Annotated in this window: 22 protein-coding genes; 12 read left to right on the top strand and 10 right to left on the bottom strand. The window is 70.0% G+C overall.

Features of this window, described 5'->3' with window-relative positions; genetic code table 11:
* The first annotated feature begins 46 nt into the window (after positions 1-46).
* Positions 47-1,597, top strand: coding sequence for a class I adenylate-forming enzyme family protein (locus tag LZ009_RS14070; protein ID WP_275698579.1), 1,551 nt, complete (start codon positions 47-49; stop codon positions 1,595-1,597).
* Between the two features lie 16 nt (positions 1,598-1,613).
* Here LZ009_RS14070 and LZ009_RS14065 read toward each other — a convergent pair whose 3' ends face one another.
* Positions 1,614-3,071, bottom strand: coding sequence for an RNB domain-containing ribonuclease (locus LZ009_RS14065; protein ID WP_275698578.1), 1,458 nt, complete (start codon positions 3,069-3,071; stop codon positions 1,614-1,616).
* Between the two features lie 254 nt (positions 3,072-3,325).
* On the opposite strand from LZ009_RS14065, the gene infA reads away from it, so the two are divergent.
* Positions 3,326-3,595 (top strand): translation initiation factor IF-1, encoded by a 270-nt coding sequence (infA, locus tag LZ009_RS14060; protein ID WP_275698577.1) that lies wholly within the window; start codon positions 3,326-3,328, stop codon positions 3,593-3,595.
* A 54-nt stretch (positions 3,596-3,649) separates the two neighbouring features.
* A complete protein-coding gene (locus LZ009_RS14055) occupies positions 3,650-3,862 on the top strand; it encodes a hypothetical protein (RefSeq protein ID WP_275698576.1) in 213 nt (70 codons plus the stop codon).
* A 48-nt stretch (positions 3,863-3,910) separates the two neighbouring features.
* Here the strand turns inward: LZ009_RS14055 and katG are convergent, their stop codons facing one another.
* Positions 3,911-6,175 carry a catalase/peroxidase HPI gene (katG, locus tag LZ009_RS14050; protein ID WP_275698575.1) on the bottom strand — a complete coding sequence of 755 codons (2,265 nt, stop codon included), beginning with the start codon at positions 6,173-6,175 and terminating at the stop codon, positions 3,911-3,913.
* Between the two features lie 150 nt (positions 6,176-6,325).
* Between katG and LZ009_RS14045 the strand changes: the two genes are divergently transcribed.
* The 6 genes from LZ009_RS14045 to LZ009_RS14020 all read left to right on the top strand — a co-directional run bounded on the left by LZ009_RS14045 (position 6,326) and on the right by LZ009_RS14020 (position 13,337).
* On the top strand, positions 6,326-7,240 hold the full coding sequence (locus tag LZ009_RS14045) for a LysR family transcriptional regulator (RefSeq protein ID WP_275698574.1): 915 nt from the start codon (positions 6,326-6,328) through the stop codon (positions 7,238-7,240).
* 144 nt (positions 7,241-7,384) lie between these two features.
* Positions 7,385-8,356 (top strand): Bug family tripartite tricarboxylate transporter substrate binding protein, encoded by a 972-nt coding sequence (locus tag LZ009_RS14040; RefSeq protein ID WP_275698573.1) that lies wholly within the window; start codon positions 7,385-7,387, stop codon positions 8,354-8,356.
* 7 nt (positions 8,357-8,363) lie between these two features.
* Entirely contained in the window at positions 8,364-9,572 is a 1,209-nt protein-coding gene (locus tag LZ009_RS14035) for a CaiB/BaiF CoA transferase family protein (RefSeq protein WP_275698572.1), read from the top strand.
* A complete protein-coding gene (locus LZ009_RS14030; protein WP_275698571.1) occupies positions 9,569-10,564 on the top strand; it encodes a hydroxymethylglutaryl-CoA lyase in 996 nt (331 codons plus the stop codon). The genes LZ009_RS14035 and LZ009_RS14030 overlap by 4 nt, the downstream gene beginning before the upstream one ends.
* Before the next feature lie 45 nt (positions 10,565-10,609).
* Entirely contained in the window at positions 10,610-11,080 is a 471-nt protein-coding gene (locus tag LZ009_RS14025; RefSeq protein ID WP_275698570.1) for a (2Fe-2S)-binding protein, read from the top strand.
* A 10-nt stretch (positions 11,081-11,090) separates the two neighbouring features.
* On the top strand, positions 11,091-13,337 hold the full coding sequence (locus LZ009_RS14020) for a xanthine dehydrogenase family protein molybdopterin-binding subunit (RefSeq protein ID WP_275698569.1): 2,247 nt from the start codon (positions 11,091-11,093) through the stop codon (positions 13,335-13,337).
* A gap of 36 nt (positions 13,338-13,373) precedes the next feature.
* Here LZ009_RS14020 and LZ009_RS14015 read toward each other — a convergent pair whose 3' ends face one another.
* Complete coding sequence (locus LZ009_RS14015; protein WP_275698568.1) at positions 13,374-14,174, bottom strand: ferritin-like domain-containing protein; 801 nt, start codon at positions 14,172-14,174, stop codon at positions 13,374-13,376.
* 33 nt (positions 14,175-14,207) lie between these two features.
* Here LZ009_RS14015 and LZ009_RS14010 point away from each other — a divergent pair, with 33 nt between their 5' ends.
* Entirely contained in the window at positions 14,208-14,732 is a 525-nt protein-coding gene (locus LZ009_RS14010; protein ID WP_275698567.1) for a gamma carbonic anhydrase family protein, read from the top strand.
* A 3-nt stretch (positions 14,733-14,735) separates the two neighbouring features.
* Positions 14,736-15,698 (top strand): Hsp33 family molecular chaperone HslO, encoded by a 963-nt coding sequence (gene hslO, locus LZ009_RS14005; protein ID WP_275698566.1) that lies wholly within the window; start codon positions 14,736-14,738, stop codon positions 15,696-15,698.
* A 3-nt stretch (positions 15,699-15,701) separates the two neighbouring features.
* Here the strand turns inward: hslO and LZ009_RS14000 are convergent, their stop codons facing one another.
* A complete protein-coding gene (locus LZ009_RS14000; protein ID WP_275698565.1) occupies positions 15,702-16,523 on the bottom strand; it encodes a DUF4399 domain-containing protein in 822 nt (273 codons plus the stop codon).
* A 39-nt stretch (positions 16,524-16,562) separates the two neighbouring features.
* On the opposite strand from LZ009_RS14000, the gene LZ009_RS13995 reads away from it, so the two are divergent.
* The gene (locus tag LZ009_RS13995; protein ID WP_275698564.1) at positions 16,563-17,498 is read left to right on the top strand and encodes a cobalamin-dependent protein; all 936 of its coding nucleotides are present in this window, start codon (positions 16,563-16,565) and stop codon (positions 17,496-17,498) included.
* Here the strand turns inward: LZ009_RS13995 and LZ009_RS13990 are convergent.
* Genes LZ009_RS13990 through pyrG form a run of 6 tightly spaced genes read right to left on the bottom strand, consistent with a single transcriptional unit; the run spans position 17,476 to position 22,504 of the window.
* Positions 17,476-18,087 carry an ATP-binding protein gene (locus tag LZ009_RS13990; RefSeq protein WP_275698563.1) on the bottom strand — a complete coding sequence of 204 codons (612 nt, stop codon included), beginning with the start codon at positions 18,085-18,087 and terminating at the stop codon, positions 17,476-17,478. The two genes, LZ009_RS13995 and LZ009_RS13990, sit on opposite strands and share 23 nt — an antisense overlap.
* Complete coding sequence (locus tag LZ009_RS13985) at positions 18,084-18,359, bottom strand: septum formation initiator family protein (RefSeq protein WP_275698562.1); 276 nt, start codon at positions 18,357-18,359, stop codon at positions 18,084-18,086. The genes LZ009_RS13990 and LZ009_RS13985 overlap by 4 nt, the downstream gene beginning before the upstream one ends.
* Positions 18,360-18,363: 4 nt before the next feature.
* Positions 18,364-19,653 carry a phosphopyruvate hydratase gene (gene eno, locus LZ009_RS13980; RefSeq protein ID WP_275698561.1) on the bottom strand — a complete coding sequence of 430 codons (1,290 nt, stop codon included), beginning with the start codon at positions 19,651-19,653 and terminating at the stop codon, positions 18,364-18,366.
* Between the two features lie 29 nt (positions 19,654-19,682).
* A complete protein-coding gene (locus LZ009_RS13975; protein ID WP_275698560.1) occupies positions 19,683-19,973 on the bottom strand; it encodes a DUF1330 domain-containing protein in 291 nt (96 codons plus the stop codon).
* Positions 19,966-20,820, bottom strand: a complete 855-nt coding sequence (gene kdsA, locus LZ009_RS13970) for a 3-deoxy-8-phosphooctulonate synthase (RefSeq protein ID WP_275698559.1) — start codon at positions 20,818-20,820, stop codon at positions 19,966-19,968. Before kdsA ends, LZ009_RS13975 begins: the two co-directional genes overlap by 8 nt.
* Position 20,821: 1 nt before the next feature.
* Entirely contained in the window at positions 20,822-22,504 is a 1,683-nt protein-coding gene (gene pyrG / locus LZ009_RS13965; RefSeq protein ID WP_275698558.1) for a CTP synthase, read from the bottom strand.
* Positions 22,505-22,551 lie beyond the last annotated feature (47 nt).

Genomic DNA, 22,551 nt, shown 5'->3' with positions numbered 1-22,551 from the left:
TTCTGAATTCAGAGTTCTGAATTTATTTCAACCCGGAAGCCCGACCATGAACCGACTGCTGACCCTGGCCGACGCCGTCGCCGCCCACGCCCGCCTCACGCCGCGCAAGCTGGGCGCGCGCGATTCCCGGCGGTCCCTCACCTATGCGGAGTGGGACGCGCGGGCCACGCGCCTGGCCGCGGGCCTGCTCGGCCTGGGCCTGGCCCCCGGCGACCGGGTGGCCGTGCTCGCCTACAACTGCCTGGAATGGATGGAGATCTACGTCGGCCTGGCGCGTGCCGGGCTGGTGGCAGTGCCGATCAACTTCCGCCTGACCGCGCCCGAGATCGCCTACATCGCCGGCCACGCGGAAGTCGGCGCGCTGATCGCGGGCCGCGAGTTCTGCGGCACCGTCGACGCCATCCGCGGCGAGCTGGCCATGCCCACGGCCTGCCACATCGTGCTGGGCGAGCCGCCCACCGGCGGCTGGACCGGCTACGAGCAGCTGCTGGCCGGCGCTGACGCCGGACGCGTGTTTCCGCCGGTCGCGCCCGCCGACACCTGTGCACTCATGTACACCTCCGGCACCACCGGGCGGCCCAAGGGCGTGGTCCGCAGCCACGAAGGCAGCAGCCTGATCGCGCTGGCCACCGCGCTGGAGATGGGCTTCAGCCGCGACGACACCGGCCTGCTCGTGATGCCGCTGTGCCATGCGAATTCGCTGTACTTCGGCACGACCTTCATCCACCTCGGCGCCACCATCGTGGTCGACGACAGGCGCAGCTTCGACCCCGAGGCGCTGCTGGCCACGCTGGCGCACGAGAAGGTGACCTTCACGTCGCTGGTGCCCACGCACTACATCATGCTGCTGGCGCTGCCCGAGGAGGTGAAGCGCAAGTACGACGTGGCCAGCGTCGGCAAGCTGATGATCTCCTCGGCGCCCGCGCGCCGCGACACCAAGCTGGGCATCCTGGAGTTCTTCCGCAACGGCAAGCTGTACGAGCTGTACGGCTCCACCGAAGCGGGCTGGGTGACGCTGCTGCGTCCCCACGAGCAGATCGACCGGCTCGGCTCGGTCGGGCGCGAATGGGCCGGCAGCGGCGCGATCCGGCTGCTGGACGAGGACGGCCGCGAGGTGGCCGACGGCGAGGTGGGCGAACTGTTCTCGCGCAGCCCCTATGCCTTCGACGGCTACTGGAAGAACACCGACAAGACCGCCGAGGCCTTCCGCGGCGACTGGTGCTCGGTGGGCGACATGGCGCGGCGCGACGCCGACGGCTACATCTGGCTGGTGGACCGCAAGAGCAACATGATCATCAGCGGCGGCGAGAACATCTATCCGTCGGAGGTCGAAGGCGTGCTGGGCGCCCATCCCAAGGTGAAGGACGTGGCCGTGATCGGCGTGCCGCACGCGAAATGGGGCGAGGCGGTGCAGGCGGTGGTGGTGCTGCACCAGGGCGAACAGGCCGGCGCCGACGAACTGCGCGCCTGGTGCCGCGAGCGCCTGGCCGGCTTCAAGTGCCCGCAGTCGGTGCTGTTCCTCGCCGACGCCGACATGCCGCGCACGGCCACGGGCAAGATCCTGCACCGCGTGCTGCGGCAGCGGTTGCAAGCCTGACTGGCCCGCTACCTCGTCACGCCCGCTCGAAATCGATGTAGCCCTGCTCCGGATCGACCGCCACGAGGCGCACGCCCACCGCATCGCCCACGTCGAGCCCTTCGAACCCGCGCACCACCCGCCCTTCCACCAGCGGCGCGTGGATGCGCACGAAGGTCCCTTTCGCCGCCGCGCCGGTGACGATCGCCTGCCAGCGCTCGCCGATGCGCCCGTGCAGCAGGAAGGCCGCGGCCGCCTTCAGCACCTGCCGCTCCACCTTGTTGGCGTTGTCTTCCTGCAGCGTGCAGTGGCGCGCGATTTCGGCGAGCGCCGCGGCGTCGTAGGGCGGCGCAGCGCCGGCCAGCGCCGCCTTCAGCAGGCGCTGCGTGACCAGGTCCGGAAAGCGCCGGTTCGGCGCGGTCGAATGCGCATAGTCGTTCACCGCCAGGCCGAAGTGACCGGGCAGGGCGGTCGCCTCCGGCGGCGCCGCGCCGTATTCGCCCGCGCCCAGCAGCTTCACCACCGCCAGCGACAGGTCGGCATAGCCGTCGGGATCGGCCGCGCGGCGCGCACGCAGGAAGGCGTCGAGCGCCACCGCGTCGGGCGTCGCCGGCAATTGCGCGCCGTGCGTGGCCGCCAGCGCCACGATGCGCTCCCAGCGCCGCGGCGCCTGCAGGAAGCGGCGCAGCGAGGGGAAGCCATGGTGCGCGAGGAAGCGCGCGGCCGCCGCATTGGTGGCGATCATCAGGTCGGCGATCAGGTCCTTGGCGCGGTTCTTCTCGTCGGCGCGCAGGTCGACGAGCAAGCCGGCCGCGTCGAACACCGGCCGCGGCGACACCGTCTTCAGGTCCAGCGCGCCGCGCTGGAAGCGCCATTGCCGCAGCCGCCCCGCCAACGCATCGTGCAGCCGCAGCTGCTGTTCCAGCTGCGGCACCGACGCGGCTTGCGGCGGCAGCGGCGCCGCGCCATCGAGCCAGGCCGAGACGCCGTCGTAGGTGAGCTTGGCCCGATTGAGCACCGCCGCGCGGTAGATCTCCGAGGCGCTGACCGTGCCGTCCGCCTGGACCTGCATGTCGACGACGACGGCGAGGCGCTCGCGCCCTTCGTGCAGCGAGGTGAGGTCGGTCGACAGGATCTCCGGCAGCATCGGGAACACGCCCGCGGCCGTGTAGACCGAGGTCGTGTTGGTCGCGGCATGGTCATCGACCGGGCCGCCCGGCCGCACCATCGCATCGACGTCCGCCACGGCGACCATCAAGCGCGCGGCGCCGGCCGGCAGGTCCTCGGCCACGCTCAGCTGGTCGAGGTCCTGCGTGTCGTCGTTGTCGATCGAGAACCAGGGCAGGTGCCGCAGGTCGCGGATCGCCGCGTCGGTGGCGGGACCGGTGCGCGAAGCAGCGGCGGCTTCCTGCAGGGCTTGCGGTGCGAAGGTGGGCAGCAGGCCGCGCGCGCGCATGGCGGCTACGGCAATCTGGTGCAGGTCGTGGGCTTCCATGCCGCGCCACTCTAGCCGCTTCGCGCGCGCCGTGGGCGCGCCCTGCACGCTCGTGCGTAAAGCGGTACAATACACGGGTGCCGCTGCATCAGCTGCACGCACCAAGCAGTCCTGGCCCTCCGCGCGAGGTCCCTGACGCCAGCACTGCACGCCCCGGCCCGTACGCCGGCCAAACCCCCAAAACCCGACCGCGTCGCGCACTCCGCGTGGCAAGCCTTCGTGCTTCCTGGCCGGGTTTCCATTGCAAGGATTCCATGTCCAAGGAAGAACTCATCGAAATGCGCGGCAAGGTGGCGGAAGTGCTGCCCGACTCGCGCTGCCGCGTGATCCTGGAAAACGGCCACGAGCTGATCGCCTATACCGGCGGCAAGATGAAGAAGCACCGCATCCGCATCATTGCCGGCGACGACGTCAGCCTCGAACTGTCGCCCTACGACCTGAACAAGGGCCGGATCATGTTCCGGCACCTGCCTCCCCGCACCGGCGGTGCGCCGCGCCCGGCTTATCGCCCGGCTCGCCGCTGACGCCTCGCTCCCAGAAAGAAAGTCATCCAGAACAAGCATCCCCTGCCCACCACCGTGGGCAAGTACCTCATCTCTCCCCTCGTCAAGGCCCTGGAGAACGGCTGGTACGCCAGCTCCGTCTCCATCCGCTCGGGCTCCGGCTCCGCCACCACCGACCGCGTGGTGCGCCTGACGAAACTGTTCCAGTCCCAGCTGCAGGCCGCCGAATACGCACTGCAGGAAGGCCTGCAGTGGATCGGGGTGAGGACCTCGCCCACGGCGCACTAGCGCTATTGCGCGCTGCCGAAAGCCCGCCTCCCGGCGGGCTTTTTCGTTTCAGCTCCGCTTCAGGTCGAAGCGGTCCAGGTTCATCACCTTGGTCCACGCGGCCACGAAGTCCTCGACGAACTTCTTCCGGCCATCGGCGCTCGCATAGACCTCGGCGATGGCGCGCAGCTGCGCGTTCGAGCCGAACACCAGGTCCACCCGCGTGGCGGTCCAGCGCAGCTCCCCGGTCTGGCGGTCGCGGCCCTCGAAGCGGTCCTGCGCGTCGGAGGTCGCTTTCCATTCCGTGCGCATGTCCAGCAGGTTGACGAAGAAATCGTTGCCGAGCGTGCCGGGCTTGCCGGTGAAGACACCGCTGCGGCTCCCGTCCGCATTCGCACCCAGCACCCGCAACCCGCCGACCAGCACCGTCATCTCCGGCGCGCTCAGCGTCAGCAGCTGGGCGCGGTCGACCAGCAGCGCTTCGGCCGGCACGGCATAGCGGGTCTTCTGGAAATTGCGGAAGCCGTCGGCGACCGGTTCGAGCGGCGCGAAGGACTGCACGTCGGTCTGCGCCTGCGAGGCGTCGGTGCGGCCCGGGGTGAAGGGCACGGCGATCTCGTGTCCCGCGGCTTTGGCGGCCTGCTCCACCGCGGCGCCGCCCGCCAGCACGATCAGGTCGGCCAGCGAGATCTTCCTGCCATCGGCCTGTCGCCCATTGAAGTCCTCGCGCACGCCCTCCAGCACCTGCAGCACCTTTTGCAGTTGCTGCGGCTGGTTGACGGCCCAATCCTTCTGCGGCGCGAGCCGGATGCGCGCGCCGTTCGCGCCGCCGCGCTTGTCGGAGCCCCGGAAGGTGGAGGCCGACGCCCAAGCAACGGACACCAGCTGGCCCACCGTGAGGCCGGAGCCCAGGACCTTCTGCTTCAGCTCCGCGACATCCTGCGCATCGACCAGCGGGTGGTCGACTGCCGGCACCGGGTCCTGCCAGACCAGTTCTTCGGCCGGCACCTCGGGGCCGAGGTAGCGCGCGCGCGGGCCCATGTCGCGGTGCGTGAGCTTGAACCAGGCGCGCGCGAAGGCACCGGCGAACTCGTTGGGGTTGGCCAGGAAGCGGCGCGAGATGCGCTCGTAGGCCGGATCCACGCGCAGCGCGAGGTCGGTGGTCAGCATGGTCGGCGCCAGGCGCCGGGCCGGGTCGTGGGCGTGCGGAATCGTGCCGGCGCCGGCCCCGTTCTTCGCCACCCACTGGTGCGCGCCCGCTGGGCTCTTCGTCAGTTCCCACTCGAAGCCGAACAGGTTCTCGAAGAAGTTGTTGCTCCAGCGCGTGGGCGTGGTGGTCCAGGTCACTTCCAGGCCGCTGGTGATGGTGTCGGCGCCCTTGCCGCTGCCGAAGCGGTTGTGCCAGCCGAAGCCCTGGGCCGCGAGGCCGGCCGCCTCCGGCTCTTCCGCCACGTTGTCGGCGGGGCCCGCGCCATGGGTCTTGCCGAAGGTGTGGCCGCCGGCGATCAGGGCGACGGTCTCTTCGTCGTCCATGGCCATGCGGGCGAAGGTGTCGCGGATGTCGGCGGCCGCTGCGAGCGGGTCGGGCTTGCCGTCCGGGCCTTCCGGGTTGACGTAGATGAGGCCCATCTGCACCGCCGCGAGCGGGTTCTCGAGATCGCGGGTGTGCGGCACCTCGCTGTCGTCGTCCTTGACCAGCACGCCATGGTCTTCGGCGGCGCCCGGCGAGCCGCGCGAGTAGCGCTCGTCGCCGCCGAGCCACTTGGTCTCGCGGCCCCAGTACACGTCCTGGTCGGGCTCCCACACGTCGGGACGGCCACCGGCGAAGCCGAAGGTCTTGAAGCCCATGGTCTCCAGGGCCACGTTGCCGGTGAGAACCATCAGGTCGGCCCAGGAGATCTTCTGGCCGTACTTCTGCTTGATGGGCCACAGCAGGCGGCGGGCCTTGTCGAGGCTCACGTTGTCGGGCCAGCTGTTGAGGGGCGCGAAGCGCTGCTGGCCGCGGCCGGCGCCGCCGCGTCCGTCTCCGATGCGGTAGGTGCCGGCGCTGTGCCAGGCCATGCGGACGAAGAACGGCCCGTAGTGGCCGAAGTCGGCCGGCCACCAGTCCTGCGAATCCGTCATCAGCGCGGCGAGGTCCTTCTTGAGGGCCGCCAGGTCGAGGCTCTCGAAGGCCTCGGCGTAATCGAACGCGCCGCCCAGCGGATCGGACCTGGGGGAGTGCTGGTGCAGCAGGTCCAGGCGCAGCTGGCGCGGCCACCAGTCACGGTTGGTGGTGCCCACGCCGGCGGCGGCGCTGAAAGGGCATTTCGATGGGCTTGTCTTTTCGTCCATGGGCAGATCCTGGGGGTGGGTTCGTGAGCGGGGGGAAGGGAAATTCTGTGGGCAGGTCCGCCGGCGCGCCACTTGGTATTGGCGATGGCGGCGATAGCCATCGCCGTGCCGGCCGCCGCCGGCGCTCCGGCACAATGGGCCGGTCGCGCCATGAACCTCCATCGCCTCGACCTCGTCTCGCTGTCCCTGTTCACGCGGGTCGTGCGCACGGGCAGCATCAGCAAGGGCGCCGAGCTCACCCACATGGCCTTGGGTGCAGCCAGCAAGCGCATGTCCGACCTCGAGGCCGCGGTCGGCGCCCCTTTGCTGGAGCGCCATTCGCGCGGGGTCAAGCTGACCGCCGCGGGCGAGGCCCTGCACCGCCATGCCGTGCGCATCCTGGGCGACATCGACCAGCTGGCGGCCGACTTGTCCGACCATGCCCGGGGCGTCCTGGGCGTGGTGCGCCTGTGGGCGAACACGTCGGCCATCACCCAGTTCCTTCCGGCGGACCTGGCCGCTTTCGCCGCCGTGCAGCCGGGCATCCGCATCGCGCTGAACGAGGCCGACAGCCACGAAGTAGTGCTGGCGGTGCTCGAAGGGCGAGCCGACCTGGGCATCTTCGCGGAACGCACGCCGACGCTGGGCCTACAGACCGTTCCTTTTCGCAGCGACCGCCTGGTGCTGGTGGTGCCGCCCGGGCACGCCCTCGCTTCGCGGCCGCGGGTCGCCTTCGCGGAAGCGATGGACTACGAGTTCGTCAGCCTGTCCGGGCGGACTTCCTTGGCGCAGCGGCTGGCGCTGGAGGGCGGCCACCTGGGCAAGCCGCTGCGCATCCGCATCCAGGTGCGCAGCTTCGACGCCATGTGCCAGATGGTGGCCGCCGGCCTCGGCATCGCCGTGCTGCCGGATGCGGCGGTGCAGCCGCTGGTGCAGGCGCTCGGCCTGCACAAGCTGGAGCTGACCGACCCCTGGGTGGACCGCGAACTGCTGCTGGGGGTGCGCGACCTGGCCGCGCTGGCGCGCCCGGTACGCAGCCTGCTCGATCATTTCGAGGACCGGCGCCAGGCGGCGCGAAGAGGGTAAACCCGCCCCAGCTTTCGTGGTCCGCGAAAGCTGGCTTCCACGCTGCGTCATTCCGCCGGGAGGCGGGGCTTCCTAGACTTGCGTGCAAGCCGCGAGACACCCGCGGCCCCGGCTGTTCACCTGACCTTCCCAAGGAGACAAACCATGCTCGCCACCCGCCGTGCTGCCCTCGTGCTGGCTGCCTGCGCCGCCGCCTGCGGCCTCGCCCAGGCCCAGGACAAGTATCCGAGCCGCCCCGTCACCGTCGTCGTGCCGCAGGCCGCCGGCGGCGCCAACGACGCCATCGCGCGCGTCGTCGCCCAGAAGATCTCGGAGCAGCTGGGCCAGCAGTTCATCGTCGACAACCGGCCCGGCGCCGGCGGCAACGTGGGCACCGCCTACGTCGCCAAGGCCAAGCCCGATGGCTACACGCTGATGCTCACCACCAACAGCACCCAGGTGATCAATCCCTCGCTGTACAAGAACGTGGGCTTCGACCCGGTGAAGGACTTCGAGCCGGTGGCCGGCGTCGCGACCGCGGGCTACGTGCTGGTGGCCAATCCGTCCTTCCCGGCGAAGAACGTCAGCGAGCTGGTGGCGCTGGCGAAGAAGAGCCCCGGCAAGTACATGATCGCCTCCGCCGGCAACGGCACGCTGAACCACCTGATCGGCGAGATGCTGGGCAAGGCCACCGGCATCGAGCTGGTCCACGTGCCCTACAAGGGCGCCTCGGCCGCCGTCACCGACGTGGTGGCCGGCCAGGTGCAGCTCTCGGTGCAGAGCCTGCCGTCTTCGCTGCAGTTCATCCGCAGCGGCAAGCTCAAGGTGCTGGGCGTGGTGAACGAGAAGCGGGTCGGCGCTCTGCCGGATTCGCCCACCATCGGCGAAACGGTCAAGGGCTTCGGCTCCACGCCCTGGTACGCGCTGTTCGCGCCGGCCGGCACGCCCAAGGCCGTCATCGAGCAGCTGCAGGTGGCGGTGAACAAGGCGCTGGACAGCAAGGACGTGCAGGAGAAGCTGGCCGGCGTCGGCACCGAACCCTGGAAGGAAAGTGCCGCGCAGCTGGCGACCGTGGTGCACGACGACCTGCCGCGCTGGGCCAGGATCGTCAAGGAATCCGGCGCGACCGTCGACTGAGGCCGCCATGGACCTTCCGCAACTCGCACCCGGCGCACTGGCCGGACTGAAGGTGGTGGAGATGGGCCAGCTGATCGCCGGTCCCTTCGCCGGCAAGACCCTGGGCGACTTCGGCGCCGACGTGGTGAAGATCGAGCCGCCCGGCGCGGGCGACCCGCTGCGCAACTGGCGCCTGATCCAGGACGGCACCTCGGTGTGGTGGCAGGTCCAGTCGCGCAACAAGCGCTCGCTCGCGCTCGACCTGCGCAGCCCGGAAGGCCAGGCGATCGCGCGCCAGCTGATCGCCGGCGCCGACGTGCTGATCGAGAACTTCCGCCCCGGCACGCTCGAGGGCTGGGGCATGTCGTACGAGGAGCTCGCGCGCGACAACCCCGGCCTGGTGATGCTGCGCATCTCGGGCTACGGCCAGACCGGCCCTTACCGCGACCTCCCGGGCTTCGGCGCGATCGGAGAGGCCATGGGCGGCCTGCGCCACCTGACCGGCGAGCCGGGCCGGGTGCCGGTGCGCTGCGGCATCTCGATCGGCGACACGCTGGCCGCGCTGCACGGCACCATCGGCGTGCTGACGGCGCTGTACCACCGCAAGGTCAACGGCGGGCGCGGCCAGGTGATCGACGTCGCCCTGACCGAGGCCGTGTTCAACGTGATGGAGAGCCTGGTGCCCGAGTACAGCGCCTTCGGCGCGGTGCGCGAGCCGGCCGGCTCGGCGCTGCCGGGCATCGCGCCCTCGAACGCCTACCGCTGCAGCGACGGCGTGGTGCTGATCGCCGGCAACGGCGACAGCATTTTCAAGCGGCTCATGCAGGCGATCGGACGCGAAGACCTCGGCGCCGATCCGGCGCTCGCCGACAACGCGGGCCGGGTGGCACGCGTGGAAGAACTGGACCGCGCGATCGAGGCCTGGACGCAGTCGCGCGGCGTCACGGAGGTGCTGCAGGTGCTGGGCGCGGCCAAGGTGCCGGCCGGCCGCGTCTACACCGCCCGCGACATCGTGGAGGACCCGCACTACCGGGCCCGCGACATGATCCGGAAGCAGAAGACGCGCGACGGCCACGAGCTGGAAGTGCCCGGCATCGTGCCCAAGCTGCTCGGCACGCCGGGCAGCGTGCGCTCCTCGGCGCCCAGGCTGGGCGATGACACCGATGCGGTGCTGCAGGAGCTCGGTTTTGCGGCCGGCGACATCGCGGCCCTGCGCGAAAGGAAGGTGGTGGCATGAGCGCATCCAGCGTCTGGCGCGGCGCCGGCCGCCGCGTCTATCTGCAGGAGGTGGGCACGCGCGACGGCCTGCAGGCCGAGTCCGCCTTCGTGCCGACGCCCGACAAGGTGGCGCTGGTCGACGCGCTGTCCGCAGCCGGCCTGGCGAAGATCGAGGTCACGGCCTTCGTTTCGCCCAAGGCGATCCCCGCGCTGCGCGACGCCGAGCAGGTGCTGCGCGAGATCCGGCGCGCGCCCGAGGTGGTCTACAGCGCGCTGGTGCCCAACGTGCGCGGCGCCGAGCGCGCCATCGAGTCGCGCGCCGACGAACTGAACCTGGTGATGTCGGCCACCGAAAGCCACAACCTGTCCAACCTGCGGATGACGCGCGAGCAGTCCTTCGCCGGACTGGCGGAAGTGGCCGCGGTGGCGCGCGGCGCCGGCGTCGCCGTCAACGTCTCGCTCTCCTGCGCCTTCGGCTGCCCGATGGAGGGCGATGTGGATAGCGCCGGCGTGCTGGACTGGTGCGGCCGCTGCGTCGAGCAGCTGGGCGCGCACGGCGTGACGCTTTGCGACACCACCGGCATGGCCTATCCGACCCAGGTGGCGCAGCTGACCGAGGCCTTCCGCGCCCGCTGGCCCGGCACCGAGCTGACCCTGCATTTCCACAACACGCGCGGCATGGGCCTGGCCAACGTGCTGGCGGCCCTCGATGCCGGCGCCGATCGCTTCGACGCCAGCTTCGGCGGCATCGGTGGCTGCCCTTACGCGCCCGGCGCGTCGGGCAACGTGTGCACCGAGGAAATCGCGCATGCGCTGGCCCTCATGGGCTACGACACCGGCATCGACCTGCCGCGCCTGCTGGCCGCCGCCGCGCGCCTGCCGGCGCTGATCGGCCACGACATCCCGAGCCAGATCGTCAAGGCCGGCCCAAGGCTGGACCTGCATCCGCGGCCGGCCGACTTCGAAGCGATCCGCGAGCGCGCGCTGGCGCGCGATCCCGCCGGCGCCTGAGGCCGCCCGGCAGCGCAAGCAACCCCAACCCCGAGGAGACGACCCATGCCCCGCTACCAGCTCCAGCTCAATGGCCGCACCCAGAAGGTGGAGGCCGAGCCCGATACACCGCTGCTGTACGTGCTGCGCGACCAGCTCGAACTGCACGGCCCCAAGTTCGGCTGCGGCCTGGGGCAGTGCGGCGCCTGCACCGTCCACCTCGACGGCCAGGCGTTCCGCTCCTGCGTGATGCCGGTCTCCGCGGTCGGCGCGCGCCGGGTGACGACCCTGGAGGGCCTGGGTTCGAGCGCTCGTCCCTCAGCCCTGCAGCAGGCCTTCATCGACGAGCAGGCGGCCCAGTGCGGCTACTGCATCAACGGCATGATCATGCAGGCGGCGGACCTGCTGAAGCGCACGCCGCGGCCGACCGAGCAGCAGATCCGCGAGGGCCTCGCGATGAACCTGTGCCGGTGCGGAACCCACCAGCGGATCGTGCGCGCCGTGCAGCGCGCCTCGGGCCAGCCGGTCAGCGCCTGAGGAGCACGCCATGAACATCGTTGCTCCTGCTTCCCGCCGCCAGTTCCTCGCCCGCACCGCCGCCCTCAGCGGCGCCCTGGTCGTCGGCTTCCGGTTCGCGCCCGCGCAAGCCGCCGGCAGCGCGGCGCTGGCACCGCGCAAGGCCGTCGCCAAGAATTTGGTGGAAAGCTTCGTCGCGCTCGGCCCCGACGGCGACGCGACCATCCATGTCGGCAAGGTGGACCTGGGAACCGGCACCCGCACCGCCCTGGCGCAGCTCGCCGCCGAGGAACTCGACCTGCCGTTCGAGCGCATCACCCTCGTGATGGGCGACACCGGCACGACGCCGGACCAGTGGATCACCGGCGCCAACCTCACCATTGCGCAGGGTGGCACCGAGTTGCGCCGCGCCTGCGCCACGGCGCGCGCCATGCTGCTGGAGCGCGCCGCTGCGCGCCTGGGCGTGCCGGCGACGGAACTGCTCACCGCCGACGGCGCCGTCCGCGCCCGCAGTGGCGACGCCCGCCTGACCTACGCCCAGCTGGTCGCCGGCCAGCCGCTCGCGCTGCAGGTCGACGAGAAGGCGGTGCTCAAGAAAGCCGCCGAATGCAAGGTGATCGGCCAGTCGATCCGCCGGGTCGACATCCCCGGCAAGGTCACCGGGGAGTTCACCTACGTGCACGACTTCCGGCTGCCCGGCATGCTGCATGCCCGCGTGCTGCGCCCGGAGGACCTGGGTGCGCCGCTGCTGGCCTTCGACGATGGCGCCGCCCGCAAGGTGCGGGGCTTCGTGCGCACGGTGCGCAAGGGCGACTTCCTGGCCGTCGTGGCGCGCGACGAATGGGCCGCCATCAAGGCCATGCGCGCCATGAAGACGCAATGGGGCCCTGGCACGGGCCTGCCCGACCCGGCCACCGTCTTCGACCACTGGCGCAGCCGGCCGCTGGCCAAGCAGGACGTCACGCAGAAGGTGGGCGACGTCGATGCGGCCCTGGCCGCCGCGCCGCGCAAGCTCAAGGCGCGCTACGACTTCGCGGTGCAGACGCATGCTTCCTCGGGCCCGTCATGCGCGGTGGCGCGGGTGGAGGGCGGCGAACTGACGGTGTGGACGGCCTCGCAGGCCACCCACTCGCTGGTGAGCGAACTCGCCCCCATCGTCGGCCTGCCGCCCGAGAAGATCCGCTGCGTGTACCTGGAAGGCTCGGGCTGCTACGGCCGCAACGGCCACGAGGACGCCGCCGCCGACGCCGCGCTGATCGCCACGCTGACCGGCCAGCCGGTGCGCGTGCAATGGATGCGCGACGACGAGACGGCGCGCGCGCCCAAGAGCCCGCCGCGCTCGATGGATTTCGAGGCGGCCCTGGACGGCGCCGGCAACATCACGGCCTGGAACGGCGACTTCTGGATCGCGCTGAACCACATCGTCGCCTTCAAGCCGCTGGACTTCCCGCTGCTGTCGGCCACCGAAACCGGTTTGCCCAAGCCGGGCAACTGGGTCGGCTTCCTGTTCCAGAACTCCGGCATCGGCTACGCCCTGCCCAACGTGCGGGTCAACACGCGCCACGTGGAGCAGGCCTTCTTCCGCAGCGCGCACCTGCGCAGCCCGGGCCGCATCGAAAACTCCTTCGCCAACGAGAGCTTCATCGACGAACTGGCGTTCGCCGCCCAGGCCGACCCCGCCGAGTTCCGCCTGCGCCACCTGAAGGATGCGCGCGGCGTCGCGGTGCTGCGCAAGGCGCTGGAACGCGCCGGATGGCAGTCGCGCGTCGGGCTCAACCCGGGCGCCGGCGCCGGCGACATTGCCCGCGGACGCGGCGTGGCCTACCTGCGCTACAACAACTCCAGCACTTACGTGGCGGCGGTGGCCGAGGTGGCGGTGAACCGCCGCAGCGGCGAGATCCGCGTCGAACGGGTCAGCGTGGCGCACGACTGCGGCCAGGTGGTCAACCCGGACGGCACGGTCAACCAGGTGGAAGGCGGCGTGATCCAGACCGTCAGCCGCACGCTCATGGAGCAGGTGCGCTGGGACCGCAGCAAGGTGCTGTCGCGCGACTGGGTCAGCTACCCCATCCTGCGGCACGACCAGGTGCCCAAGGTGTTGGTCGACCTGATCGACCGCCCCGGCGAGCCGAGCACGGGCGCCGGCGAGCCCACCGCTTGCGCGATCCCCGGGGCGATCGGCAACGCCGTGTTCGACGCGACTGGTGCACGCCTGCGGGCCGTGCCTTTCACGCCGGAACAGGTGCTGGCGGCCTTGGCGCGCCCGGTCGCTGCCTGAACGCCGCGGCGGCAGGGGTGCCTGCGTCGCGACAGGTCACGGCCGCGGGGCCGTGAGCCATGCCAGTTCTTCTTCGCTGAAGCCGGCGCGCAGCCGGGCTTCTTCGTTGAAGGGCGGATACAGCCGCGGCGCGGCATATCGATCCACCAGCACGCCGTAGTGCGCCACGGGATCGAGCGCCTCGCGCTCGCACAGCCAGCGATACCAGTGATTGCCCACGGCGACGTGGCCCACTTCGTCGCGCAGGATGATGTCCAGGATCTCCACCGCGCGCAGTGCCGCAGGCGTCTTCACCTGGCGCAGCTTGGCCTGGATCTGCGGCGTGGCGTCGAGGCCGCGCGCCTCCAGCGTGCGCGGCACCAGAGCCATGCGCGCGACGACGTCGCCCGCCGTCTTCTCGCACATCATCCACAGGCCGTCGTGCGCGGGGAAGTCGCCGTAGGCATGCCCCAATGAGGCGAGGTGGTCGCGCAGCAGGGTGAAGTGATACGCCTCCTCGGCCGCGACGCGGATCCAGTCGTCGTGGAATTCGCGCGGCATGCCTTCGAAGCGCCAGGCCGCATCGAGCGCGAGGTTGATCGCGTTGAACTCGATGTGCGCAATGGCATGCAGCAGCGCCGCCAGGCCCTCGGGCTTGGCCGGTGAACGGCGCGGCACGCGTGCCGGGTGGATGAGTTCGGGGCGCTGCGGCCGCCCCGGCACCGGCTGGCTCGGCTGCGGTGCGTGCGGCGACAGCGTGGACCGGGCGGCCGAGGTCCCGAGCGCGGTGGCCAGGGCCACCTTCTCGTCCGGGTCGGCGCAACACAAGGCATCGAGCGCCCGTTGGCGAAGCTCCATCCCTACAATTCCAGTTTTGACGACGAATTATCCATGGCGATCTACGAACTCGACGGCAACGCGCCCCAGCTGGCGGCAGGCGCCTGGGTGGCCGACAGTGCCCAGGTGATCGGGCAGGTGGAGCTGGGCGAGAACGCCAGCGTCTGGTACGGCACCGTGATCCGCGGCGACGTCGAGAAGATCCGCATCGGCCGCAACAGCAACGTGCAGGACCTCTCGGTGCTGCATGCCGACTTCGGCGTGCCGCTGGTGATCGGCGACAACGTCACCATCGGCCACCAGGTGATGCTGCACGGCTGCACCATCGGCGACGGCGCGCTGATCGGCATCCAGGCGGTGGTGCTGAACAACGCGAAGATCGGCCGCAACTGCGTGGTCGGCGCCGGCGCGGTGGTCACCGAAGGCAAGGAGTTCCCGGACAACTCGCTGATCGTCGGCGCGCCGGCCAGGGCCATCCGCACGCTCGACGAGCAGGCCATCGCCGGCTTCGCCCAGCTCGCGCCCCATTACGTGGACAACGCCAGGGTGCACGGCACGCGGCTGAAGAAGATCGGCTGATCGATGTCCGAACTGCACAAATTCCTGTTCGACGGCCTCCCGGTGCGCGGGGTGATCGTGCGCCTGACGGACGCCTGGGTCGAGATCCTCAAGCGGCGCCGCGCGGCCGACGCCGGCGAGGTGTGGCCCTGGCCGGTGGCCGAGATGCTCGGCGAGATGGCCGCGGCCGGCGCGCTGATGCAGGCCAACATCAAGTTCAACGGCGCCCTGATCCTGCAGATCTTCGGCGAGGGGCCCGTCAAGGTGGCGGTGGCCGAGGTGCAGCAGGACCTGAGCCTGCGCGTCACGGCCAAGGTGGTGGGCGAGGTCGCGCCCGATGCGCACCTGCAGCAGCTGGTCAACGTCAACGGCCGCGGCCGCTGTGCGATCACGCTGGATCCCAAGGACAAGATGCCGGGCCAGCAGGCCTACCAGGGCGTGGTGCCGCTCAACGCCTCGCATGGCCCGGCGCAGCCGCGGCTGGCCGACGTGATCGAGCACTACATGCGGCAGTCGGAGCAGCTCGATACCAGGCTGGTGCTGGCCGCCGACGAGAACGTCGCCGCGGGCCTCCTGATCCAGCGCCTGCCCGCCGAGGGCGAGGGCAACCTGGGCGGCCAGAAGATGGAGATGGAGGAGCAGCTCGAGCACTTCAACCGCATCTCCACGCTGGCCGCGAGCCTCACGTCCGCGGAGCTGCTGCAGCTGGACGTGGAGACCATCCTGCGCCGCCTCTTCTGGCAGGAGAAGATGCTGCGCCTCGACGTGCAGACCCCGCGCTTCGCCTGCACCTGCAGCCGCGAACGCGTGGCCGGCATGATCCGCGGCCTGGGGCGCGACGAGGCCGAGAGCATCCTGGAAGAGCGCGGCGAGATCGACGTGTCCTGCGACTTCTGCGGGCAGCACTACCGCTTCGACGCGGTGGATTCGGCCCAGATCTTCATGCCGCCGGGCGACAAGCCGCCCGGGCCGACCACGGTGCAATAGGCTTCAGAGCGAAGCCGCCGCCCCCACGACCAGGCGCTGCGCCGGCGCCGCGGCCGTCACCTTGCCGGCCGCGGTGTTGCTCACCAGTTCGAGCGTCATCTGGTACTCGCCCTTCGGCGGCAGCAGCCAGGCTTCGGTCTGGCCGCCGCGGAATTCCATCACCTCGGGCGGCTTGCCCGCGCGCGCCAGGCTCAGGCGGAAGTGCCCCGTGCCGGCCACGGCGGCGTCGGCATGCGCCACGTTGTAGCCGCTCGCATGGAACTGCACCCGCACGGGACCGCTCACGACGGCGTCGGCGGCCGGCGCCAGGATCTGCACGCGCGGCGCGCCGGCGACCTGCGCCGCCGGCACCGGCCGCCGGGCCCGGATGGTCAGCCGCACCGGCTTGCCGTAGACGAAATAAGGGATGTGGCCCTGGTCGGCCAGCAGCAGGTTGAAGGTGTAGCTGCCGGGCGGCAGGTCGACCACGTGCTCCATCTGCCCCTTGCCGAAGTGGATGTACTTCTCCGTGAACGGCAGCGGCTGCTTGAAGTCCAGCGGCAGCGGCTGGTTGACCAGCAGGTGGTGGTGGCCGGCCCGGCCCGCCGTCTGGCCCGCCGGGACCAGGCCCCGCATGCCCAGGCCGAAGCGCAGCACGAAGGGCGCGTCCAGCACGTCGCCGTCCTTCACGTTGGTGAAGTAGGCCTCGGGGGCGCGCTGGGGCGGCGGCACCACCCACGGATGGCCGATGACCTCGGGTTCCACGGCGGCCGCGGGCAGGGCGGTGCAGGAGAGCGCGGCAGCCGCAGCGCAAGCTGCCAGCCAGGGGAAGGGAAAACGCTGCATGGGAACCTCGGTGGAGTGGAACGGGAACAAAATGGCGGCATGGTGCAAACAAGCGGGGAAGTCAACGGAATGCCGATCGCCTCGGTGGAGCAGGCCACCGGCATCGCGCGCGCGACCTTGCGCATCTGGGAGCGGCGCTACGGCTTTCCGCGCCCGGAGCGCGACCTGCGCGACGAGCGCAGCTACGGCCCCGAACAGGTCGAGAAGCTGCGCCTGATCGCCGCCCTGGTGGCGCGCGGCCTGCGGCCCGGCCGCCTGGTGCCCCTGCCCACCGAGCAGCTCGTCGCCCTGGCGGACGCGACGGCCGGCACGCATGCGCCCGGGCCGGCGGTCGACGGGGACGATCCGGTGCTGGATCTGCTGCGGGCGCATGACGCGCAAGGGTTGGCGAAGCATCTTGATGAGTCAGTACGCAGCCTGGGCCTGGCTGGATTCATTACCGGCCGGATGCCCGCCCTGAACGAGCTGGTGGGGGAAGCCTGGGCCCGCGGCGCCTTGCAGGTCTACGAGGAACACCTCTACACCGAGGTGATGGAGCAGCTGCTGCACCACGCGCTGCTGCAGCTGCCGGGGGCCGGCATGCAGGCGCCGCCGAACGTGGTGCTGGCGACCCTTCCCACGGAGTCGCACGGCCTGGGCCTGCTGATGGCGCAGGCGATGCTGGCCTTGCAGGGCTGCCGCTGCATCTCGCTGGGCGTGCGAGTGCCGGTGGCGGAGCTGCTCGCCGCGGCTGCAGCCTTCGACGCCGACATCGTGGGCCTGAGCTTCAGCGCGAGCCACAGCCCGTCACTGGCGATGCGGGGTTTGGAGCAATTGCGCGGGGAGCTGCCGACGCGGGTGGCGCTCTGGGCCGGAGGGAGCTGTCCCGCGATCGGGCGCAGGAAGATCGCCGGGGTGCAGGCGATCCGCGAGATCGGCGCGGTGCCGGCAGCGGTCGCGGCCTGGCGGGCGACTAACCCAAGCCCAGCCGCCTGAACAATCGGTGCTCGCACTCCGGGTCGCTGCACTTCTCGCACGACCACGTCCGGCTGCTCTCGCGCGCCGAGAGCGGCTTGCCGGCACCGAGCGCCGCCAGCGCAGCCTGCAGCCGGTCGGCACCCTGGCCGTACACCACCTGGAACGGAATCGCTGCCTGCCGCAGGATGTCGCGCACCAGCGCGTCGACCTCTTCGCGCGGATGCGCTGCATCGCGCTGCAGGCCGTCCGCCACCCAGGGCAGGTCGAGGCCGGTGACCAGCGTCGCGCCGTAGGCCGCCTGGCGTTCGAGCGCGAAGCGGAAGAGGGGATGGTCTGCGAACAGCAGGCCGCCGTAGATCGCCACCATCAAGGGGCCGGCATCGGAAACGACGAAGGCGCTACTGGCAGCCGCCGCTTCCACCCGCCGCTCGTGCTCCAGGGCGATAGTCAGCAGCTCCTCGGGCCGGGGCGTGCGTCCTTCGCGCGCGCACCACTCGCGCAGCACTTCGGCCACGCAGGCGCCGCCGAAATGATCCGCGAGTTCCCGAGCGAGTTGCGTCTTGCCGGTGCTCTCCGCGCCGACCAGCGACACGGTGCGGGGCTTCACTTGGCGATCTGGACGTAGATCTCGTTGGGCTTGACCATGCCCAACTCGGACCGGGCTTTTTCTTCGACCATGTCGAGGCCTTCCTGCAGGTCGCGCACTTCGGCGCCGAGGCGCTCGTTGGCCTGCTGGGCGGCGGTGTTGCGCGCCTTCTGCTCGTCCAGCTTCTGCTGCATGTGCCGCACCTCGACGACGCTGCCGCGGCCGAACCACAGCTGGCCTTGCACGGCCAGCAGCAGCGCGACAAGCAGGACGGCGACGGTGCGGCTGCTCACGCTCCTAGATCTTGCGCAGGTTGTAGAAGGCTGCGCGGCCCGGGTACTGCGCCACGTCGCCGAGGTCTTCCTCGATGCGCAGCAGCTGGTTGTACTTGGCCATCCGGTCGCTGCGGCTCAGCGAGCCGGTCTTGATCTGGCCGGCGTTGGTGCCGACGGCGATGTCGGAGATGGTGCTGTCTTCCGTCTCGCCCGAGCGGTGCGAGATCACCGCGGTGTAGTTGGCGCGCTTGGCCATCTCGATGGCGGCGAAGGTCTCGGTCAGCGTGCCGATCTGGTTGATCTTGATCAGGATCGAGTTGGCGATGCCCTTCTCGATGCCTTCCTTCAGGATCTTCGTGTTGGTGACGAACAGGTCGTCGCCCACCAGCTGCACCTTGCGGCCCAGGCGTTCGGTCAGGTGCTGCCAGCCGTCCCAGTCGCCTTCGGCCATGCCGTCCTCGATGCTGATGATCGGGTACTTGGAGACCCAGCTTTCCAGCGTCGACGTCCAGTCGGCGGCGGAGAGGCGCTGGCCTTCGGCGCTCAGGTCGTAGATGCCGTCCTTGTAGAACTCGCTGGAGGCGCAGTCCAGGCCCAGGGCGATCTGCTCGCCGGGGATGTAGCCGGCTTTCTCGATGGCCTGCAGGATCATCTGGATCGCCGCTTCGTGGTTCTCCACGTTCGGGGCGAAGCCGCCTTCGTCGCCGACGGCGATGGACATGCCCTTGTCGTGGATGATCTTCTTGAGCGCGTGGAACACCTCGGCGCCGTAGCGCAGCGCTTCGCGGAAGCTGGGCGCGCCCACCGGGATGATCATCAGTTCCTGGAGGTCCAGGTTGTTGTTCGCGTGCGCGCCGCCGTTGACGACGTTCATCATCGGCACCGGCAGCTGGCAGCCGTTCATGCCGCCGAAGTAGCGGTACAGCGGCAGGCCGGACTCTTCGGCCGCGGCGCGGGCCACGGCCATCGACACGGCCAGCGTGGCGTTGGCGCCCAGGCGGCTCTTGTTGTCGGTGCCGTCCAGGTCGATCAGCGTCTTGTCCAGGAAGTTCTGCTCGGAGGCATCCAGGCCCAGCACCGACTCGGAGATCTCGGTGTTGATGTGCTCCACGGCCTTGAGCACGCCCTTGCCCAGGTAGCGCTTCGGATCGCCGTCGCGCAGCTCGATGGCCTCGCGCGAACCGGTGGACGCGCCCGAGGGCACGGCGGCGCGGCCCATGGTGCCGGACTCCAGCAGGACGTCGCACTCCACGGTGGGATTGCCGCGCGAGTCCAGGATCTCGCGGCCGACGATGTCAACGATAGCGCTCATTGCTTTCTTTTCGGAGAGTTTGGAATTCTTCAGACACCTTCGATCAGGACCATGCGCATCACAGCGATGTCCTGGCGGGCCCGGATGGCGGCCTTGTACTCGGTGGAGTCGTAGAAGGCGCGCGCCTTCTCCACCGACGGGAATTTCAGCAGCACGACGCGATCCGGCGTCCAGTCGCCTTCCAGCACCTCGGTCTTGCCGCCGCGCACGCACACCTCGGCGCCGTGCGCCTTCATGGCGATGGTGGACAGCCGCTTGTACTCCTCATACGCGGCCGGGTCCTTCACGTCGACGTTGGCGAGGATGTAGGCGCTAGGCAAAGTCGTTCTCCAGGAAGCCGTTCTTCTTGGTGATGCGGTCGATCTCCACCAGCGTTTCCAGCAGCGCGCGCATGTGCTTCAGCGGCACCGCGTTCGGCCCGTCGGACAGCGCCTTGGCCGGGTCCGGGTGCGTTTCCATGAAGACGCCGGCCACGCCGACCGCGATGGCCGCGCGCGACAGCACCGGCACGTGTTCGCGCTGGCCGCCCGAGCTGGTGCCCTGGCCGCCCGGCAGCTGCACCGAATGAGTGGCGTCGAAGACGACCGGGGCGCCGGTCTCGCGCATGATGGCCAGCGAGCGCATGTCGCTCACCAGGTTGTTGTAGCCGAAGCTGGCGCCGCGTTCGCAGGCCATGAAGCTGTCTTCCGGCAGGCCCTTCTCGCGCGCGGCGTCGCGGGCCTTCTGGATCACGTTCTTCATGTCGCCGGGGGCGAGGAACTGGCCCTTCTTGATGTTCACCGGCTTGCCGCTCTGGGCGACGGCGCGGATGAAGTCGGTCTGGCGGCACAGGAAGGCGGGCGTCTGCAGCACGTCGACCACTTCGGCGACGCGGGGGATCTCGGCTTCGGTGTGCACGTCGGTGAGGATGGGCACCTTCAGTTCGCGCTTCACCTTGGCCAGGATCTCCAGGCCCTTCTCCATGCCGGGACCGCGGAAGCTGCTGCCGGAGGAGCGGTTGGCCTTGTCGTAGCTGCTCTTGAAGATGAAGGGGATGCCCAGCGCCGAGGTGATCTCCTTCAGCTGGCCGGCCACGTCCATCTGCAGCTGCTCGGACTCGACCACGCAGGGGCCGGAGATCAGGAAGAAGGGCCGGTCGAGACCGACGTCGAAGCCACAGAGTTTCATGTCAGGCCACCGCTTTCAGGGACTTGCCGGACTTCTGCGAGCCGCCCGCCTGGTGCGTGACGGCGGCGTGGATGAACGAGTTGAAGAGGGGGTGCCCGTCCCAGGGCGTCGACTTGAACTCGGGGTGGAACTGCACGCCCATGTACCAGGGGTGCACGGTGCGCGGCAGCTCGACGATCTCGGTGAGGTGCTCGCGCTGCGTCAGCGCCGAGATCACCAGGCCGGCCGCGCGCAGCTGGTCGAGGTACTGCACGTTGGCTTCGTAGCGGTGGCGGTGCCGCTCGGTGACGACGTCGCCGTAGATCTCGTGGGCCAGCGTGTTGGGCGCGACGTCGGAGCTCTGCGCGCCCAGGCGCATGGTGCCGCCCAGGTCGGACTGCTCGGTGCGCGTCTTGATGGTGCCGTCGGCGTCCTTCCACTCGGTGATCAGCGCGATCACGGGATGCGGCGTCTGCGGTTCGAACTCGGTGCTGTTCGCGTCCTTCAGGCCGGCGACGTCGCGTGCGTACTCGATGGTCGCGACCTGCATGCCCAGGCAGATGCCCAGGTAAGGCAGCTTGTTCTCGCGGGCGAAACGGGCCGCAGCGATCTTGCCTTCGATGCCGCGCTTGCCGAAGCCGCCGGGCACCAGGATCGCGTCGTACTTGGACAGCTGATTGACCGTGGCCGGCGTGATGGTCTCGGAGTCGACGTAGTCGATCTTCACCCGCACGTGGTTCTTCAGGCCGGCGTGGCGCAGCGCCTCGTTGAGCGACTTGTAGCTGTCCGACAGGTCGACGTACTTGCCGACCATGGCGATGGTGACTTCCCCGCGCGGATGCTCCACCTCGTGCACCAGGTCGTCCCAGCGCTTCAGGTTGGCCGGCGGCGTGTTCAGGCGCAGCTTGTCGCAGATCAGGCCGTCCAGGCCCTGCTCGTGCAGCACGCGCGGCACCTTGTAGATGGTGTCCACGTCCGGCATGGAGATCACGCCCCAGCGCGGCACGTTGGTGAACAGGCTGATCTTCTCTGCCTCGTCCTCGGGGATGTTGCGGTCGGCGCGGCACAGCAGGGCGTCGGGCTGGATGCCGATCTCGCGCATCTTCTGCACGGTGTGCTGCGTGGGCTTGGTCTTCAGCTCGCCGGCGGCGGCGATCCAGGGCACGTAGGTGAGGTGCACGAAGGCCGAATTGTTCTGGCCCTGCTTCAGCGCCATCTGCCGCACGGCTTCCAGGAAGGGCAGGGACTCGATGTCGCCCACGGTGCCGCCGATCTCGACGATCGCCACGTCCACCTCGTTGGGCGTGCCGAGGCCGGCGCCGCGCCGGATGTATTCCTGGATCTCGTTGGTGACGTGGGGAATGACCTGCACGGTCTTGCCCAGGTAGTCGCCGCGGCGTTCCTTCTCCAGCACCGACTTGTAGATCTGGCCGGTGGTGAAGTTGTTGGACTTGCGCATGCGCGTCGTCACGAAGCGCTCGTAGTGGCCCAGGTCGAGGTCGGTCTCGGCGCCGTCGTCGGTGACGTACACCTCGCCGTGCTGGAACGGCGACATCGTGCCCGGATCGACGTTCAGGTACGGATCGAGCTTGATGAGGGTGACTTTGAGGCCCCGCGACTCGAGGATCGCTGCGAGGGAGGCTGAGGCGATTCCCTTGCCCAGGGAGGACACCACACCGCCGGTGACGAAGACGAATTTGGTCATGTCAGGTCGGGAGGGTGGCTCCCGAGGAGGTGGTAAAGCGAGATTAT

Source organism: Ramlibacter paludis, assembly GCF_022012305.1.
GTDB classification, from domain to species: Bacteria; Pseudomonadota; Gammaproteobacteria; order Burkholderiales; family Burkholderiaceae_C; genus Ramlibacter; species Ramlibacter paludis.
This window is presented reverse-complemented; position numbering and strand designations above follow the sequence as displayed.